Below are 16,173 nucleotides of genomic sequence, written 5' to 3' on the forward strand. Positions count from 1 at the left end.
TATGAAGGGCTCCTTGAAGGAATCAGATTCCTTCAAGGAGCCCTTCACGGCCTTGCCAGCCTCACGGCGACGACACCAGGATCATCCCGCGGAGGGCCGCGTAAGCACCGCCAGCCGAGGCATCCGGGTTTCTCCCAGCCCGGGCCCCGGCCGGTGCGCGCGGCACACCGTGCACACCACCGCGTGGCTCACCGGCGTCCCGTCCTCCTGGACCAGCCTGCCCACGTGCACCGCCTCGCGGCCGCACTGTCCACAAGGGACAGTCGCGCTTTCCGGGTCGACCAGCAGCCTGCTCATCTCGTGCTCCTTCCGGCGAAGTCCGGCGGTGTCCGCCGATGATCGGCGACGTCAGCGATCGCGCCCCGTCCCGCCCGGTTACCCGTGGCCTTCCGGAGCAAACCGGACGCTTCCGCCGTTCTCGTTTGGCCTGGCCAGGAGCGGGTAAGCGAGCTGCGAGGCGGAAGGGAGCAGGCGATGGCCGCGCACCGGCAGCCCGGTCCCCAGAGGGCGCTGAGGTCGAGAGAGCGCGAGCTTCTCGCGGCCGACGCGCTGTGGCTGCGGCGTGCCTTCGGCCAGTCGGCGTGCTGGACGCTGACCGCGGTCGCGGCGGGGTTCGTTGCCCGCGGGATCGCCTTTCCGCCGGAGGTACCGCTCGCGCTGCTCGGCTTCGCGCTGGTCGCGGTCGCGGTGTGCGGGCACGTCGCCCGCCAGGAGTGTCTGCGTCCGCCGACCCGCCGGACTCCTGGTCCGGGGAAAGGATTTCCATGCCGCCCGTCGTAGTCGTGACCGGAGCCAGCGCCGGAGTGGGCCGGGCCGTCGCCCGCGCTTACGGAAGCCGCGGCGCGAAAGTCGCCTTGCTGGCGCGCGGCGAGAAGGGGCTCGCCGCCGCGGCGGAGGACGTCCGGGAGGCCGGGGGCACGCCGCTCGAACTGCCTGCTGACGTGGCCGATTTCGCCCAGGTCGACGCCGCCGCGACCCGCACCGAGGACGAGCTAGGGCCGATCGACGTCTGGGTCAACGTCGCGTTCAGCTCGGTGTTCGCCCGGTTCGCCGACGTCAAACCCGGCGAATACCGCCGCGTCACCGAGGTCACTTATCTCGGTTTCGTGTACGGCACGATGGCCGCTCTCGAACGCATGCGGCCCCGGGACACCGGCACGATCGTCCAGGTCGGCTCGGCGCTCGCGTACCGCGGAATCCCGCTGCAGAGCGCATACTGCGGGGCCAAGCACGCGATCCAGGGCTTCAACGAAGCGCTTCGCTGCGAACTTCTCCACGAGCACAGCGGAATCCGCACGACCATGGTGCAGCTGCCCGCGGTCAACACGCCGCAGTTCAGCTGGCTGCTGTCCCGGCTGCCCGAGCACGCCCAGCCGGTGCCGCCGATCTACCAGCCCGAACTCGCCGCGCGTGCAGTGCTGCACGCCGCCGACCACCCGCGCCGCCGTGAGTACTGGGTCGGCACGAGCACCGCCGCGACCCTTCTGGCCAACGCCGTCGCGCCCGGGTTGCTCGACCGGTACCTCGCCCGCACCGGCTTCGGCGCGCAGCAAACCGGGCAACCGCAGCCGCCGAGCCAGCCCGCGAACCTGTGGGAGCCCGCGGACGGCCCGCGCGGATCCGACTACGGCGCGCACGGGGAGTTCGACCAGCAAGCGAAGGCGCGGGACCCCCAGCCGGTGCTCAGCCGTCATCACGGCGCGGTCGCGGCCGGGCTGACCGCAGCCGTTCTCGGGGCCGGGGAGCTGTTGCGCCGCAGCTTGAAGTCCACAAAGGACGACCGGAAGGAAGCCGAAAGCCACCAGCCGAAAAGCCGCCAGCCAAGCCTCGGCAAGGTAGCGGCTGGCCTGGCCCTCGCCGGGAAAGTGCTGAACCGGAAGTCCGGAAAGGACACTCGGCTCCGCCGAGCGGCCAAGAAAACCCGCCGGTGAGACCGTTCCGTAACCGCGCCGAAGCGGGTGCCCGGCTCGCCGCCGCGCTCGCCTGCCGGACGTGGGCCGACCCGGTCGTCTTCGGGCTCGTCCGCGGCGGGCTGCCGGTCGCGGCCCCGGTTGCCCGAGCGCTGGACGCGCCGCTGGAACTGCTGGTCGTCCGCAAGATCGGGGCACCGGGACAACCGGAACTCGGGCTCGGCGCCGTCGCGGCGGACGGGCCGCCGTACTTCGACCGAGCCGGGCTTCGCGCACTCGGATTGACACCGGACGACGTCACCCGTCAGGTCGAACACGCCCGTTCCGAAGCCCGCGACCAGGTCCGCCGCTATCTGGGCGAGCGCGTCCCGCGCTCCCCGGCAGGCCGTGAGGTCGTGGTGGTCGACGACGGGGTGGCCACCGGCGGGACCGCGATCGCCGCGCTGCGCGCGCTCCGGTCGCACGCGCCGTCGCGGCTTGTCTTCGCCGCTCCGGTCGGCGCACCGTCCGCGCTGGACAAGCTCGCTCGCGAGGCGGACGAGGTGATCTGCCTCCGGGAGCCGGAGGAGTTCCGCGCGGTCGGCGAGTTCTATGCGGATTTCGGCCCGACCAGCGACGAGGAAGTGCTCGCCCTGGTGTCCAGGTGATCAGCCGAACTGCGACAGCAGCCAGAAAGCCAGCGCGGAAACTCCCGCCGCCGCGGGGAACGTGAGGACCCACCCGAGCACGATGTCCCGCGCGATTCCCCATCGCACCGCCGAAAGCCGCCGCGTCGCGCCGACCCCCATCACCGCCGCGGTGATCACGTGGGTGGTCGAAATCGGCGCCTTCACCGCGAAGGCGGTCAAGTACAGCACCGAGGCCCCGACCGATTCGGCGACGAACCCGTGCGGCGGATCGAGCGGGAACACGCGGCGGCCGAGCGTCCGCATGATCCGCATGCCACCCGAGCAGGTGCCGAGCGACAACGCCCCGGCGCACACCAGCGTCACCCACAGGGGCACCGAGAACGTGTTCTGCTTGCCCGCCGCGATCAGCGCCAGGACGAGCACGCCCATCCCCTTCTGCGCGTCCTGCAACCCGTGCCCGAGCGCCAGCGCCGAGGCCGACACGATCTGCAGCCGCCGGAACACCCGGCCGCTGCGGTGCGGATTCCGCCGCCGCAGCAGCCACAGCACGGCCACCATCGCCACGTACCCGAGCACGAGCCCGAGCAGCGGCGACGCGACCATCGGCACCAGCACTTTCTCCGCGATGCCGGTCCAGTGCACGGTGCTCGCCGCGGCCAGCGCGGCCCCGACCATGCCGCCGATCAGCGAATGCGACGACGAGGACGGCAGGCCGAAATACCAGGTCACGAGGTTCCAGGCGATCGCGCCGACGAGCGCGGCGAGCACCACGGTCAGCGCGCCAGGGCCGGCCGGGACGTCGATGATTCCTTTCGCGACGGTCGCGGCGATCCCGGTCGACAGCAGGGCTCCGGCCAGGTTCATCACCGCGGCCAGCACGAGCGCGGTGCGCAGCGGGAGCGCCCGCGTGGACACCGCGCTGGCGATCGCGTTCGCCGCGTCGTGGAAGCCGTTGGTGTAGTCGAAGAAGACCGTCAGCACCACGACGGCGACCAGCGCGGCGGTGCTGTCCACTCAGGACTCCTTGACCGCGATGGTCTGCACCACGTCCGCGACGTGCTCGAACCCGTCGGCGGCCAGTTCGAACTGTTCGACGACTTCCTTCGCCTTGAGCACTTCGAGCGCGTCGGCGCCGGGCTGGAACAGGTCGGCGAGCATCCGCCGGTAGGTGTGGTCGGCCTCGTTCTCCAGCGCGTTGACCTCGATCCAGTACGGCGACAGCTCGCCGACCTTCGCCAGCCCCGGCATCGCTTCCGCGGTCAGCTCCGCGGCGCGGCAGAGCACGCGCAGCATCCCGGCGGTGCCGGGCGGGAACTTCTCGAGCCGGTACAGCACCGCGAGGTCGGCGGCGGTGTCGAGGAAGTCCAGGACGTCGTCGATCCGCGCGGCCAGCGCCTGGATGTCCTCGCGGTCGAACGGGGTGACGAACGTGCTGTTCAGCTCGACCATGATGGTGTGCGTCAGGTCGTCGCCGGCGTGTTCGACCTCGTGCAGCCGGGCCGCGATGGCCTCCCGGTCCGGCGGGGCCGCTTCGGTGAGGTCCCGCAGCAGCGCGGTGGCGGTGACGAGGTTCGCGGCCGCGTCCGCGAGCAGCTGGAAGAACTGGCTTCCGCGAGGTTTTATGCGCATCGGAGCAGAAGCTACCCCGAATCCCATTCGGTTACACCGGCGCCGTGTGCCGGAAGCCCGGATCGGGTACCCGGCGGGCAACAGGAGGGAGCTGCCGATGCGTCCGGTGTGGCAGGGAGCGCTGTCGTTCGGGCTGGTCAACGTCCCGGTGCGGATGTACAAAGCGGTCGAGGACCACGCCGTGCACTTCACCCAGTTCCAGCGCGGGACCCGGGACCGGATCCGCTACCGGCGGGTCAACGAGCGGACCGGCGACGAGGTGCCCTACGACGACATCGTCCGCGGCCGCGAGGTCGGCGACGACGAGTACGTGCTGGTCGAGCAGGAGGAACTGGACGAGATCGCGCCGGGCCGGTCGCGGTCGCTCGAGGTGGAGAGCTTCGTGGACCTCGAGGAAGTCGACCCGATGTACTTCGACCGCGCCTACTGGCTGGCGCCCGCCAAGGAGGAATCACAACGGCCGTACGTGCTGCTGCTCGACGCGCTCGCCCGCCGGGACAAGGCAGCCGTCGCGAAGTTCGTCTTCCACGGCCGCGAACACCTCGCGCTCGCCCGCGCCGGAGACGGCGTGATCGTGCTCAACACGCTGCATTACGCCGCCGAGGTGCGCAGTATGGAAGACGTGCCACAGCTCCCGGCGAAGGCGAAGACCAACCAGAAGGAACTGGACCTGGCGGTCAAGCTGATCGACGCGATGTCCGAGCCGTGGAAGCCCGAAGAATTCCACGACACCTACCGCCAGCGGGTGGACGAGCTGATCGAGGCGAAGCGAGCCGGGAACACCGTCACGCCCGCCGCCGAGCCGGAGCAGCCGACGAAGGTGGTCGACCTCATGGAGGCGCTGGCCAACAGCGTGCGCAGCAGCCGCAAGCCGCGCACCCCGGATCTGTCCGAACTGTCCAAGACGGAGCTGCAGAAGCTCGCGAAGGAACGCGACGTCAAGGGCCGGTCGAAGATGTCCCGCGCCGATCTGGAAGCCGCGTTGAAAGCTTCCTAGCTCAGCGCCCGCGCCAGCTGCGGAATCCGCCCGCCCGCCAGGAGGACATCGATCTGGCGAGGCGACAAGTGATGCGCCGCGCGGTATTCCTCGTCCCGGGTCTGGTTGCGGACGGTGAGCTCCCCCGTCTCGGCCAGCCGATGCAGCCCGGACACGGACAGCACGTCGTCGCGCTGGATCTTCTCGCTGTCCTCCGCGTCGGCGAATTCCAGCGGCAGCACGCCGAAGTTGACCAGGTTCTGCCAGTGGATCCGGGCGAACGACCGGGCGAGCACCACCCGCAGGCCGAGGTACCGGGCGGTGATCGCGGCGTGCTCGCGCGACGAGCCCTGGCCGTAGTTCTCCCCCGCCACCACGAAGTGCGGCGAGCCCGCGCGCTTCGGGTAGTCCTCGTCGATCCGGGTGAAGGTGAACTCGGCCAGTTTCGGGATGTTCGAGCGGTACGGCAGTGCGCGGGCGCCCGCGGGCGAGATCTCGTCGGTCGACACGTCGTCCCCGGCTTTCAGCAGGACCGGCCCCTCGATCTCGTCCGGCAGCGGGTCGAAGTCCGGCAGTCCGGCGACGTTCGGTCCCTTCACCAGTTCTTCCCGCAGCGCCTCGTCCTCGGGCAGCGGCGCGGTGAAAACGCGCGGGTCGGCGGCCGAACGGGCTGGCCCGGTGACGCGCGGATACGCGAGATGGTGCGCGGTCGCGTAGTCGCGCGGATCGGTCAGCTCGCCAGTCAGCGCCGACACCGCGGCGGTCTCGGGCGAGCACAGCCAGACGGAATCGTCCGCGGTGCCCGACCGGCCGGGGAAGTTCCGCGGGAAGGTGCGCAGCGAGTTCGTGCCGGGCGCGGGCGCCTGGCCCATCCCGATGCAGCCGAGGCAGCCCGCCTGGTGCACCCGCGCTCCCGCCGCGACGAGGTCGGTGAGATGTCCGCTGCGAGCCAGTTCGACGAGGATCTGCCGCGACGTCGGGTTGACGTCGAAGCTGACCGAATCGGCCGTCTGCCTGCCCCGGACGGTCGCCGCGGCGACGGCGAAGTCCCGGAACCCGGGGTTGGCCGACGAACCGAGCACGACCTGCCCCACCGGCGTTCCGGCCGCCTCCCGCACCGGCACCACGTTGCCCGGCGACGACGGTTTCGCCACCAGCGGCTCCACAGTGGACAGATCGATCTCGTCTTCGACGTCGTAGGAAGCGTCGCGTCCGGCCCGCAGGTCGCGGAAGTCGTGTTCGCGCCCCTCGGCCCGCAGGAACACGCGGATCGCCTCGTCGGCCGGGAACACCGTCGCGGTCGCGCCCAGCTCGGCGCCCATGTTGGCGATCACGTGCCGGTCCATCGCGCGCAGGCAGGCCAGCCCCGGCCCGTGGTACTCGATGATCCGGTGCCGTCCGCCGCTCACCCCGTGCCGCCGCAGCATCTCCAGCACGACGTCCTTCGCCGACACCCACGGCGGCAGCTCGTTGCGCAGCCGGACGCCCCAGATCTCCGGCATCCGCAGGTAGAGCGGCTCCCCGGCGATCGCCAGCGCCACTTCGAGCCCGCCGACGCCCACGGCGAGCATGCCCAGCGCCCCTGCCGCGCAGGTGTGCGAATCGGAGCCGGCGAGGCTCTTGCCGGGCACGCCGAAACGCTCCATGTGCGTCGGATGCGAAACCCCGTTGCCCGCTTTGGAAAACCACAGCCCGAACCGGCGGCAAGCCGAGCGCAGATACGCGTGGTCCTCGGCGTTCTTCTCGTCCGCCTGCAGCAGGTTGTGGTCGACGTACTGCACGCTCAGCTCGGTGCGCGCCCGGTCGAGCCCGAGCGCCTCCAGCTCCTGCATCACCAGCGTGCCCGTGGCGTCCTGGGTCAGCGTCTGGTCGACCCGCAGGCCGATCTCGGTCCCTGGTTCGAGCCGGCCGGCGACCAGGTGCTCGGCCAGCAGCCGCCCGGCGAGAGTCTGTTCGCGTCCCACTCGCGAGCGGGTACCCGTTTCCGGCTCGGCGAACCGCGATGTTTCCCCCTCCCGCGCGCGGGCAACCCGGGGATCAAGAACGGCGGAAGGAGACTGGGATGCCGCAGCAGGCTTGGAGTTCGAAACGCGAACGGCAGTACCAGCACATCGAGGAGTCGCAGGAAGAGCGCGGCGCGAGCAAGAAGCGCGCGAAGGAGATCGCCGCCCGCACGGTGAACAAGAACCGGGCGCAGTCGGGCGAATCGGACCAGGCGAGCAAGAGTTCGGTCCAGGACAAATCGCCGCAGAAGCGCGGCGGGCACCGTTCCGGCAAGCGGCTCGGCCCCGGCGGCCCGACGCGCGACCAGCTGTACAACGAGGCGAAGAAGCGCAATATCCACGGCCGGTCCACGATGAACAAGAAGGAACTGGCGAAGGCGCTCGGCCGCGACTGATCCGGACGCGACGAACCAGCGCCCGATCGAGGATTACGCCTTGCTCGGCGACCTGCACACCGCGGCGTTGGCGTCACGGGAAGGTGCGGTCGAGTGGCTCTGTCTGCCGCGCTTCGACTCCCCCGCGTGTTTCGCCGCGCTTCTGCACGACAAACGCGCGGGGGTCTGGCAACTAGGGCTTGCGGCGGGCGGGTCGGCGACGCGCCGAGGTTACGTCGGCGATTCCCTGGTCCTGGCCAGCGAATGGGAGACCGCCGACGGTGCCGTGCGGGTGCTCGACTTCATGCCGCCGCGGGACGGGGCGGCTGATCTCGTCCGGATCGTCGAGGGATTGCGCGGCCGGGTGCCGATGCGGAATTGCCTCCGGCCGCGGTTCGACTACGGCTCAGTGCGGCCGTGGTCCGGCATGTCGACGGCCGTTTCGACGCAGTAGCGGGTCCCGACGCGGTTCGGCTGACCACGCCGGTCGAGGTGTCGGCCGAGGGCGACGCCGCGTTCACCGTCGCTGAGGGCGAGCGAGTGCCGTTCGTGCTCACCTACCACGCGTCCTACCGCGAGCGGCCCGATCCGACGGACGCCGAGAAAGCGCTGGCGCACCTGCAAGCGCTCGTGGGCACCGGCTATCCCGACGAAGCGAAGGCGTGGCGCGAATGGCTGGTGCGCGCCGCCGCCGGAAATCCGGCCGAACTCCAGGTCCTTTATGGACTGGACGGTTCCCGCCGGGCGCCTGAGTCCACTTTGGACTTGCTGGTCGGTTACGCCGGTTCGACCCCGGTGCGCATCGGGAACGCCGCCGCGGGTCAGGTCCAGCTCGACGTGTGGGGCGAAACGATCGACGGCCTGCATCTCGTCCGCGAGGCCGGGCTTCCGGTGACGCATCCGGCGTGGGACCTGCAACGCGGGCTGCTCGATTTCCTCGAAGGCTATTGGGATCAGCCCGACCGGAGCCTGTGGGAAGTACGCGGCGAACCGCGTCATTTCGTGCATTCCAAGGTAATGGCGTGGGCGGGCATAGACCGCGCGGTCCGGACAGTGGAACGGCACCAGCTCGACGGCCCGGTCGACCGCTGGCGCGCGCTGCGCGACCGGATCCACGAGGAAGTCTGCCGCGAAGGCTACGACGCCGACCGCAACACTTTCACCCAGTTCTACGGCTCGCACGGCCTCGACGCGGCCTTGCTGCTGATCCCTCGCGTCGGCTTCCTTCCGGCAAGCGACCCTCGGGTCCGCGGAACCGTCGACGCGGTACGGAAAGAGCTGTCGCGAGACGGATTCGTCCATCGTTACGATCCGGACGCCGATTCCGGGCAGGGCGAATTGCAAGGCGGCGAAGGCGCGTTCCTGCCATGCAGTTTCTGGCTCGCCGACGCCTTGCACGGCACCGGCCGCACCGAGGAAGCGGTCGAGGTTTTCGAGCGGATGCTGGCCGTCCGCAACGACGTCGGGCTGCTGAGCGAGGAATACGACGTCGCCGCCGGACGGCAGCTCGGGAACATGCCGCAGGCCTTCACCATGGTCGGGCTCGTCAACACCGCGCGCCACCTCGACGGCGCGGAAACCACCACGAACGCCAGCGGGCACGAACAGGGGCTGCGGCACGACGTGTAGTGCCCCAGACCACCGGGTAGCCGGGGAAGAACTCAACGCACGGGAGGACTTGTCATGACCGAGACCGTCGGCGACTACCTGCTTTCGCGGCTGCGTGACTGGGGCGTGGAACAGGTGTTCGCGTACCCCGGGGACGGGATCAACGGTCTCGTCGCCTCCTTCGGCAAGGCGGACAACCAGCCGCGGTTCGTCCAGGCCCGGCACGAGGAAATGGCCGCCTTCTCCGCGGTCGGCTACGCGAAGTTCAGCGGTGCCGTCGGCGTGTGCATGGCGACCTCCGGGCCCGGCGCGATCCACCTGCTCAACGGGCTTTACGACGCGAAACTCGACCACGTGCCGGTCGTGGCGATCGTCGGGCAGACCGCGCGCACCGCGATGGGCGGCAGCTACCAGCAGGAGGTCGAGCTCCAAGCGCTGTACCGGGATGTCGCGAACGAGTACTGCATCGAGGTGAACGTCGCCGAGCAGCTGCCCAACGCGCTCGACCGCGCGTTCCGGGTGGCGCAGGCCTCGCGCACGCCGACCGCGCTGATCATCCCGGCGGACCTGCAGGAAGAGCCGTACCAGCCGCCGCAGCACGCGTTCAAGCAGATGCCGTCGAGCCCGCCCGGGACCGCGTGGCCGAATCCGGTGCCGCCCGAACCCGCCATCAGCGAGGCGGCCGACGTGCTCAACGCCGGGGAGAAGGTCGCGATCCTCGTCGGGCAGGGCGCCCGCAAGGCGGCCGACGAGGTGAAGCAGGTCGCGGACCTCACCGGGGCCGGAGTGGCGAAGGCGTTGCTGGGCAAGGACGTTCTTCCGGACGACCTGCCTTACGTGACCGGCTCGATCGGATTGCTCGGCACCCGGCCGAGCTACGAGATGATGCGCGACTGCGACACGCTGCTGATCGTCGGCTCCAATTTCCCGTACAGCCAGTTCCTTCCGGAGTACGGCCAGGCGCGCGCGGTGCAGATCGACATCGACGGCCGGTTCATCGGCATGCGCTACCCCACCGAGGTCAACCTCGTGGGTGACGCGGCGGCGACCCTGCGCGCGCTGATCCCGAAGCTGAGCCGGACGGAAAACCGTTCGTGGCGCGAGAAAATCGAGAAGAACGTCGCGGACTGGTGGACCACCATGGACCAGCAAGCCGCGGTGGACGCGAAACCGGTCAACCCGATGCGGATCGTGCACGAGCTCTCCCAGCAGATCCCGGGCAACGCGATGGTCACCGCCGATTCCGGCTCGTCGACCAACTGGTACGCGCGCAACCTCCGGATCCGCGACGGCATCCGCAGCACGCTGTCCGGCACGCTCGCGACGATGGGCCCCGGCGTGCCCTACGCCATCGGCGCCAAGTTCGCGCATCCCGACCGGCCCGCGATCGCGCTGGTCGGCGACGGGGCGATGCAGATGAACGGCATGGCCGAGCTGATCACCATCGCCCGTTACCAGGGCTTGTGGTCGGATCCTCGGTGCATCGTCTGCGTCTTCCACAACAACGACCTGAACCAGGTCACCTGGGAACTGCGCGCGATGGGCGGCGCGCCGAAGTTCGAGGAATCGCAATCGCTGCCGGACGTCGACTACGCCGGATTCGCCCGCAGTGTCGGCCTCGAAGGGATCAACGTCGACGATCCGGGCGACCTCGCGTCGGCCTGGCGGACCGCGCTCGCCGCGGACCGGCCGGCCGTGCTGGACGTGCGCTGCGACGCCGAAGTCCCGCCGATTCCGCCGCACGCGACGTTCGAGCAGATGAAATCGGTGACCGAGTCGGTGCTCAAGGGCGATCCCGAAGCGTTCCACCTGATGTTCCAGGGCGCGAAGACGAAGCTGCAGGAGTTCCTGCCCGGACGGTCGCGGTGACCGTCGCCGCCCCGCACATCGAACGCGTCGACGCGCGCGCCTACCGGGTGCCGACTCCTTCGCCGGAGGCCGACGGCACGCTCGCCTGGGATTCCACGACGCTCATCGTGGCCAGGGTGCGGGCCGGCGACACCGACGGGCTCGGCTGGACGTACGCGGATTTCTCCTGCGTCCCGCTGATCGAGGGCAAACTGGCCTCGGCGCTAGAGGGAAAGCCGGTCCTGGACCCGCCCGCGTGCTGGACCGCGATGCAGCACGCGATCCGGAACCTCGGCCGCGCCGGTTTAGTCTCTTGTGCACTGTCCGCTGTGGACATCGCGATCTGGGACGCGGCCGCGCGGCTGCTCGACGTTCCGGTGAGCCGCCTGCTCGGCCGGGTGCACGACGAGGTCGACGTGTACGGCAGCGGCGGTTTCACTTCGCAGGACGACGACGAACTGGCCGCGCAGCTGGACCACTGGGTGCGCAAGCAGCGCATTCCGCGGGTGAAGATCAAGATCGGCGAGTCCTGGGGTTCCGCGGTCGCCCGCGACATCGGCCGGGTCCGGCTGGCCCGGGAGACGATCGGGGACGACGCCGCGCTGTACGTCGACGCGAACGGCGGCTATTCGGTCGGCCGGGCTCGCCGGATCGCCGACACTCTGCGGGAATTCGGCGTCACCTGGTTCGAAGAGCCGGTGTCCAGCGACGATCTGCCCGGGCTCGCGCAGTTGCGCGCGCCCGACGGGCCGGACATCGCCGCCGGGGAGTACGGCTACGACCTGCCGTATTTCGCCCGGATGCTCCCCTCCGTCGACTGTCTCCAGGTCGACGTGACGCGGTGCGGCGGGTACACCGAATGGCGTCGCGTCGCCGCCCTTGCCGCTGCCGCTAACCGCGAGGTTTCCGCACATTGCGCGCCGAACCTGTCCGCGCACGCGGCCGCGGCGACGCCGAACTTCCGGCACATCGAATGGTTCGCCGACCACGACCGGATCGAACGGGAACTGTTCTACGGCGGCCTCGACCCGAGCGGCGGCCGGGTCGCTCCGTCGATGTCCACTGCCGGGCACGGCCTGCGGCTGCACGCGGACGCGGCCGCCGAGTATGCGGTCAAGGAGGGCCGATGAGCACCGCTGAACTCCCCAACCCCGTTGTTCGCGTGCCGGAACCCGCCGAGATCGATACCGAAGCCCTTGCCGCCGCCCTGCGCGAGCGCGTCGAGGGCGAGGTCCGCTTCGACGACGGCAGCCGCGCCGCCTACTCCACCGACGCGTCGAATTTCCGCCAGGTCCCGCTCGGCGTCGTGATGCCCCGCTCCCCCGACGACGCCGTCGAGGCGCTGGCTGTGGCGAGGGAATTCGGCGCGCCGGTGCTCTCGCGCGGCGGCGGGACGAGCCTCGCCGGCCAGTGCACCAACACCGCGGTCGTGCTCGACTGGTCGAAGTACTGTTCCGAGCTGGAATCCGTGGACGCCGAGCGCCGCACCTGCGTCGTGCAGCCGGGCATCGTGCTGGAAGACCTCAACCGGCAGCTCGCCGACACCGGGCTCCGGTTCGGCCCCGAGCCCGCCACGCACATGAACTGCACCCTCGGGGGCATGATCGGCAACAACTCCTGCGGCGCGACCGCACAGCGCACCGGCAAGGTCGTCGACAACATCGTGGCACTCGAAGTGCTGCTGGCGGACGGAACCCGGTTCTGGTGCGGGAAAACCAGCGACGAGGAGTACGCCGAGATCGAGCACCACGGCGACCGCCGCGCCGCGGTGTACCGGCAGTTGCACCGCCTGCGCGACGAGTACGCCGACGAGATCCGCCGCCGCTTCCCGGACATCCCGCGCCGGGTGTCGGGCTACAACCTCGACTCGCTGCTGCCCGAACACGGCTTCGACGTCGCCGGGCTGCTGGTCGGCAGCGAATCGACGCTGGTCACCGTCCTGCGCGCGGAACTGAACCTGGTCCCGGTGCTGCCGGAGCGCGCGATGGTCGTGCTCGGCTACCCGGACATCGCGACCGCCGCCGACGCGGTGCCGGACGTCCTGCCGCACGAGCCGATCGCGCTCGAAGGCGTCGATCACCGGCTTCTCTACGACGAACGGCTCAAGCACCTCAACGAGAAAGCCCGCGAAGAACTGCCGCGCGGCCGGGCGTTCCTGATGGTCCAGTTCGGGGGAAAAACGCTCGAAGAGGCCGAGAACCAGGCTCGCGGGCTGCTCGACTCCATCGAGGGCGCCGAGGTCGCTTTCCTCGACGATCCGGCCAAGGAAGCCGAGCTCTGGCAGGTCCGCGAGGCCGGGCTCGGCGCGACCGCGCACGTCCCCGGCGAACGGGACACCTACGAGGGCTGGGAAGACTCCGCCGTAGCGCCGGAAAAACTTGGAGACTACCTCCGGCGGCTGGACGCGCTGTACGAGGAATTCGGCTACACCGACGAAACCGGGCCGAGCCTGTACGGCCACTTCGGCCAGGGCTGCGTGCACACGCGGATCCCGTTCGATCTCTACACCGCGTCCGGCGTCGCGACCTACCGGAAGTTCATGGAACGGGCCGCCGACCTGGTCGCGGAGTTCGGCGGCTCGTTCTCCGGCGAGCACGGCGACGGGCAGAGCCGCGGCGAACTGCTGCCGCGGATGTTCGGCACCGACCTGGTCACCGCTTTCGGCCAGCTCAAGGCGATCTTCGACCCGGCGGACCGGATGAATCCCGGCAAGGTCGTCGCGCCGTACGCGCTGGACGAAAACCTGCGGCTCGGCGGCTCGTGGTCCCCCGCCGAGCCGCAGGACCTCTACTTCCGCTTCCCGCACGACGGCGGCTCGTTCTCCCAGGCCGCCAACCGCTGCGTCGGCGTCGGCCGCTGCCGTCAGTCCACTTCGGACAACGGTGACGTGATGTGCCCGTCGTACCAGATCACCGGCGAGGAGGGATACTCCACGCGCGGCCGCGCCCGGCTGCTGTTCGAAATGCTCAACGGGCACCACGACAGCCCGATTTCCGACGGCTGGCGCTCCACCGAAGTCCGCGAGGCGCTCGATCTGTGCCTTTCCTGCAAGGGCTGCAAATCCGACTGTCCGGCCGACGTGGACATGGCCACCTACAAGGCGGAATTCCTCGCCCATCACTACGAGGGCCGCCCCTGGAAACGGCCGCGGTCGGATTTCAGCATGGGCTGGCTTCCACTCGTCGCGCGGCTGGTCGCGAAGACGCGCACGGCCTGGCTGGTGAACCTGCTGGGCAAAACCCCCTTCGCGACGCGGGCCGCCGGGGTCGAGCACCGCGAAATCCCCCGCTTCGCCCCGAAACCGCTGCCTCGATGGTTCGCCCGGCGTCAACCGTCCGGGACGGGCGCGCGCGGAACGGTGATGCTGTGGCCGGACACGTTCACGTCCTACTTCCATCCGCACGTCGCCGAGGCGGCCGTGCGGGTGCTGGAGGACGCGGGCTGGCGCGTAACGCTGCCGGAGCCGTCCGCGTGCTGCGGTTTGACCTGGATCTCCACCGGCCAGCTGGGAATCGCGAAACGGGTGCTGACCCGCACCGTGCGCAAGCTGGCCGCGCATCTGCGGGACGGCGGGCTCGTGCTGGGCCTGGAACCCAGCTGTACTGCGGTGTTCCGCTCCGACGCGGCGGAGTTGTTCCCCGGTGACCACGACGTCCGGCGGCTGCGGAACCAGGCCGTGACGCTCGCGGAACTGCTGACCCGGCACTCCCCCGGGTACCGGCCGCCGCGGATTCCCGGGCACGCGCTGGCCCAGGTGCATTGCCATCAGCACGCGGTGCTGGGCTGGGACGCGGATCGCGAACTCCTCGAGGCGGCCGGGGTGGACGTCGAACGGCTCGATTCGGGATGTTGCGGCCTGGCCGGGAATTTCGGCTTCGAGCGAGGGCACCTGGAGGTCAGCAAGGCCTGCGCGGAACGGGTGCTGCTCCCCCGGGTCCGGCAGGCGGACCGGCGGACAGCGGTGCTGGCCGACGGGTTCAGCTGCCGGACCCAGCTGCACGAACTGGACAGCGGCGGACGCGAGGGCATCCATCTCGCCGAACTGCTCGCCGCCGGGCTCGACTCGGAAAACCGGTGATCGTCCGTGAGGGAACCCTGAGGGAATCTGATTCCCTCAGGGTTCCCCTCACGGACCGAACCGCGGTTATCCGCCCGGAACGGTTTCGCCGCCGAGAGCGGCCATCACCTCGCCGCTGTAGTACGACGAAAGCCGGTTCGAAGCGAGAAACACATACGACGGCGCGATATCGTCCGGATGCGCCGCCTTTTCCAACGGCACCTGCAAGCCGAACTTCTCCACCTTCTCCGGCGGGAACGTCGACGGGATCAGCGGCGTCCACACCGGACCCGGCGCGACGCAGTTCACCCGGATCCCCCGGTCGGCGAGCGCCTGCGCCATCGAGTACGTCCAGGCGTGGATCGCGCCCTTCGTCGCCGAATAGTCGATGAGCGATTTGTTGCCGCGCAGGCCGTTCACCGAACCGGTGTTGATGATGACGTCCCCGTCGCCCAGATGCGGCAGCGCGGCGGCGGTCACCCGGAAGTAGCTGTGGAGATTCACGTCGAAGGTGTGCATCCACTGCTCTTCGGTCAGGTCCTCCGGACTGTCGACCGGCCACTGCGTCGCCGCGTTGTTGACCAGGATGTCGAGACCGTCCAATTCGGACAGAGTGCGCTCGACGATGTCCCGGCACTGGCTCGCTTCGGCGAGATCGCCCGGAAGCAGCAAGCATTCCCGGCCCTCGGCGCGCACCCGGTCCGCGGTGTACTCCGCGTCCTCGTGCTCGTTGAGATACGAGATGGCGACGTCCGCGCCCTCTTTCGCGAAGGCGATCGCGACGGCCCGGCCGATGCCGGAGTCGCCGCCGGTGATCAGCGCGCGCTTTCCGGCCAGCAGGCCGCGGCCCTCGTAGTCGGCCATCGAATCGCGCGGCCGCGGGTCCATGTCCTCAGTGGTGCCCGGCGGTTCCTGCTGCTGCGGCGGGCGGATGCGGTCGGCCATGCGGGTGTCCTCCCCGGAAAGTCGGTTCTGTTCCTTTCCGGCTACCCGCTGCGAGATCGTTCAAATCAGCGGCTGTTCACCCAGAAGCGGTTCAATGACAGGATCGGGCGGGGGGGGGGGGGGGGGGGGGGGGGGGGGGGGGGGGGGGGGGGGAGGGGGGGGGGGGGGGGGGGGGGGGGGGGGGGGAGGAGGGA

15 protein-coding genes are annotated in these 16,173 nt (G+C 70.1%); 10 read left to right on the plus strand and 5 right to left on the minus strand.

Translation table 11 applies throughout. From position 1 onward, the window contains the following. Window positions 1-81: 81 nt before the first annotated feature. Window positions 82-297, minus strand: coding sequence for a hypothetical protein (locus ACZ63D_RS02240; protein WP_465352463.1), 216 nt, complete (start codon window positions 295-297; stop codon window positions 82-84). 177 nt (window positions 298-474) lie between these two features. On the opposite strand from ACZ63D_RS02240, the gene ACZ63D_RS02245 reads away from it, so the two are divergent. From ACZ63D_RS02245 to ACZ63D_RS02255, 3 genes are read left to right on the plus strand one after another with little or no spacing between them, the layout of a single operon-like run. Then, window positions 475-780: a DUF3040 domain-containing protein gene (locus ACZ63D_RS02245; RefSeq protein ID WP_465352464.1), complete on the plus strand. Its 306-nt coding sequence runs from the start codon at window positions 475-477 to the stop codon at window positions 778-780. Beyond that, window positions 765-1,931, plus strand: coding sequence for an SDR family oxidoreductase (locus ACZ63D_RS02250; RefSeq protein WP_465352465.1), 1,167 nt, complete (start codon window positions 765-767; stop codon window positions 1,929-1,931). The genes ACZ63D_RS02245 and ACZ63D_RS02250 overlap by 16 nt, the downstream gene beginning before the upstream one ends. Beyond that, window positions 1,928-2,557, plus strand: a complete 630-nt coding sequence (locus ACZ63D_RS02255; protein WP_465352466.1) for a phosphoribosyltransferase — start codon at window positions 1,928-1,930, stop codon at window positions 2,555-2,557. The genes ACZ63D_RS02250 and ACZ63D_RS02255 overlap by 4 nt, the downstream gene beginning before the upstream one ends. On the opposite strand, the gene ACZ63D_RS02260 is transcribed toward ACZ63D_RS02255, so the two are convergent. After that, window positions 2,558-3,553 (minus strand): inorganic phosphate transporter, encoded by a 996-nt coding sequence (locus tag ACZ63D_RS02260; protein WP_465352467.1) that lies wholly within the window; start codon window positions 3,551-3,553, stop codon window positions 2,558-2,560. Then, on the minus strand, window positions 3,554-4,168 hold the full coding sequence (locus ACZ63D_RS02265; protein ID WP_465352468.1) for a DUF47 domain-containing protein: 615 nt from the start codon (window positions 4,166-4,168) through the stop codon (window positions 3,554-3,556). A 97-nt stretch (window positions 4,169-4,265) separates the two neighbouring features. Between ACZ63D_RS02265 and ku the strand changes: the two genes are divergently transcribed. Continuing rightward, window positions 4,266-5,165 carry a non-homologous end joining protein Ku gene (gene ku, locus ACZ63D_RS02270; RefSeq protein WP_465352469.1) on the plus strand — a complete coding sequence of 300 codons (900 nt, stop codon included), beginning with the start codon at window positions 4,266-4,268 and terminating at the stop codon, window positions 5,163-5,165. Here ku and ACZ63D_RS02275 read toward each other — a convergent pair. Next, window positions 5,162-7,108, minus strand: a complete 1,947-nt coding sequence (locus ACZ63D_RS02275) for an aconitate hydratase (RefSeq protein WP_465352470.1) — start codon at window positions 7,106-7,108, stop codon at window positions 5,162-5,164. The two genes, ku and ACZ63D_RS02275, sit on opposite strands and share 4 nt — an antisense overlap. 98 nt (window positions 7,109-7,206) lie before the next feature. Here ACZ63D_RS02275 and ACZ63D_RS02280 point away from each other — a divergent pair, with 98 nt between their 5' ends. From ACZ63D_RS02280 to ACZ63D_RS02305, 6 genes are read left to right on the plus strand one after another with little or no spacing between them, the layout of a single operon-like run. Next, window positions 7,207-7,542: a plasmid stabilization protein gene (locus tag ACZ63D_RS02280; RefSeq protein ID WP_465352471.1), complete on the plus strand. Its 336-nt coding sequence runs from the start codon at window positions 7,207-7,209 to the stop codon at window positions 7,540-7,542. A 40-nt stretch (window positions 7,543-7,582) separates the two neighbouring features. Continuing rightward, the gene (locus ACZ63D_RS02285) at window positions 7,583-7,975 is read left to right on the plus strand and encodes a trehalase-like domain-containing protein (protein ID WP_465352472.1); all 393 of its coding nucleotides are present in this window, start codon (window positions 7,583-7,585) and stop codon (window positions 7,973-7,975) included. Next, window positions 7,939-9,150 (plus strand): glycoside hydrolase family 15 protein, encoded by a 1,212-nt coding sequence (locus tag ACZ63D_RS02290; protein ID WP_465352473.1) that lies wholly within the window; start codon window positions 7,939-7,941, stop codon window positions 9,148-9,150. The genes ACZ63D_RS02285 and ACZ63D_RS02290 overlap by 37 nt, the downstream gene beginning before the upstream one ends. A 54-nt stretch (window positions 9,151-9,204) precedes the next feature. Continuing rightward, entirely contained in the window at window positions 9,205-10,998 is a 1,794-nt protein-coding gene (locus ACZ63D_RS02295) for a thiamine pyrophosphate-requiring protein (RefSeq protein WP_465352474.1), read from the plus strand. After that, a complete protein-coding gene (locus ACZ63D_RS02300; RefSeq protein WP_465352475.1) occupies window positions 10,995-12,107 on the plus strand; it encodes an enolase C-terminal domain-like protein in 1,113 nt (370 codons plus the stop codon). Before ACZ63D_RS02295 ends, ACZ63D_RS02300 begins: the two co-directional genes overlap by 4 nt. Continuing rightward, window positions 12,104-15,055, plus strand: coding sequence for an FAD-binding and (Fe-S)-binding domain-containing protein (locus tag ACZ63D_RS02305; RefSeq protein WP_465352476.1), 2,952 nt, complete (start codon window positions 12,104-12,106; stop codon window positions 15,053-15,055). The genes ACZ63D_RS02300 and ACZ63D_RS02305 overlap by 4 nt, the downstream gene beginning before the upstream one ends. A 66-nt stretch (window positions 15,056-15,121) precedes the next feature. Here ACZ63D_RS02305 and ACZ63D_RS02310 read toward each other — a convergent pair whose 3' ends face one another. Further along, window positions 15,122-15,979, minus strand: coding sequence for an SDR family oxidoreductase (locus ACZ63D_RS02310; RefSeq protein WP_465352477.1), 858 nt, complete (start codon window positions 15,977-15,979; stop codon window positions 15,122-15,124). Window positions 15,980-16,173: the final 194 nt, after the last annotated feature.

This window comes from Amycolatopsis sp. NPDC104775 (assembly GCF_055583325.1).

Excerpts from the sequence above, each read along its gene's own strand:
- ACZ63D_RS02245 (WP_465352464.1), top strand. The coding sequence starts at position 475 with ATGGCCGCGCACCGGCAGCCCGGTCCCCAGAGGGCGCTGAGGTCGAGA.
- ku (WP_465352469.1), top strand. The coding sequence starts at position 4,266 with ATGCGTCCGGTGTGGCAGGGAGCGCTGTCGTTCGGGCTGGTCAACGTC.
- ACZ63D_RS02250 (WP_465352465.1), top strand. The coding sequence starts at position 765 with ATGCCGCCCGTCGTAGTCGTGACCGGAGCCAGCGCCGGAGTGGGCCGG.
- ACZ63D_RS02280 (WP_465352471.1), top strand. The coding sequence starts at position 7,207 with ATGCCGCAGCAGGCTTGGAGTTCGAAACGCGAACGGCAGTACCAGCAC.
- ACZ63D_RS02310 (WP_465352477.1), bottom strand. The coding sequence starts at position 15,979 with ATGGCCGACCGCATCCGCCCGCCGCAGCAGCAGGAACCGCCGGGCACC.
- ACZ63D_RS02305 (WP_465352476.1), top strand. The coding sequence starts at position 12,104 with ATGAGCACCGCTGAACTCCCCAACCCCGTTGTTCGCGTGCCGGAACCC.
- ACZ63D_RS02295 (WP_465352474.1), top strand. The coding sequence starts at position 9,205 with ATGACCGAGACCGTCGGCGACTACCTGCTTTCGCGGCTGCGTGACTGG.
- ACZ63D_RS02240 (WP_465352463.1), bottom strand. The coding sequence starts at position 297 with ATGAGCAGGCTGCTGGTCGACCCGGAAAGCGCGACTGTCCCTTGTGGA.
- ACZ63D_RS02265 (WP_465352468.1), bottom strand. The coding sequence starts at position 4,168 with ATGCGCATAAAACCTCGCGGAAGCCAGTTCTTCCAGCTGCTCGCGGAC.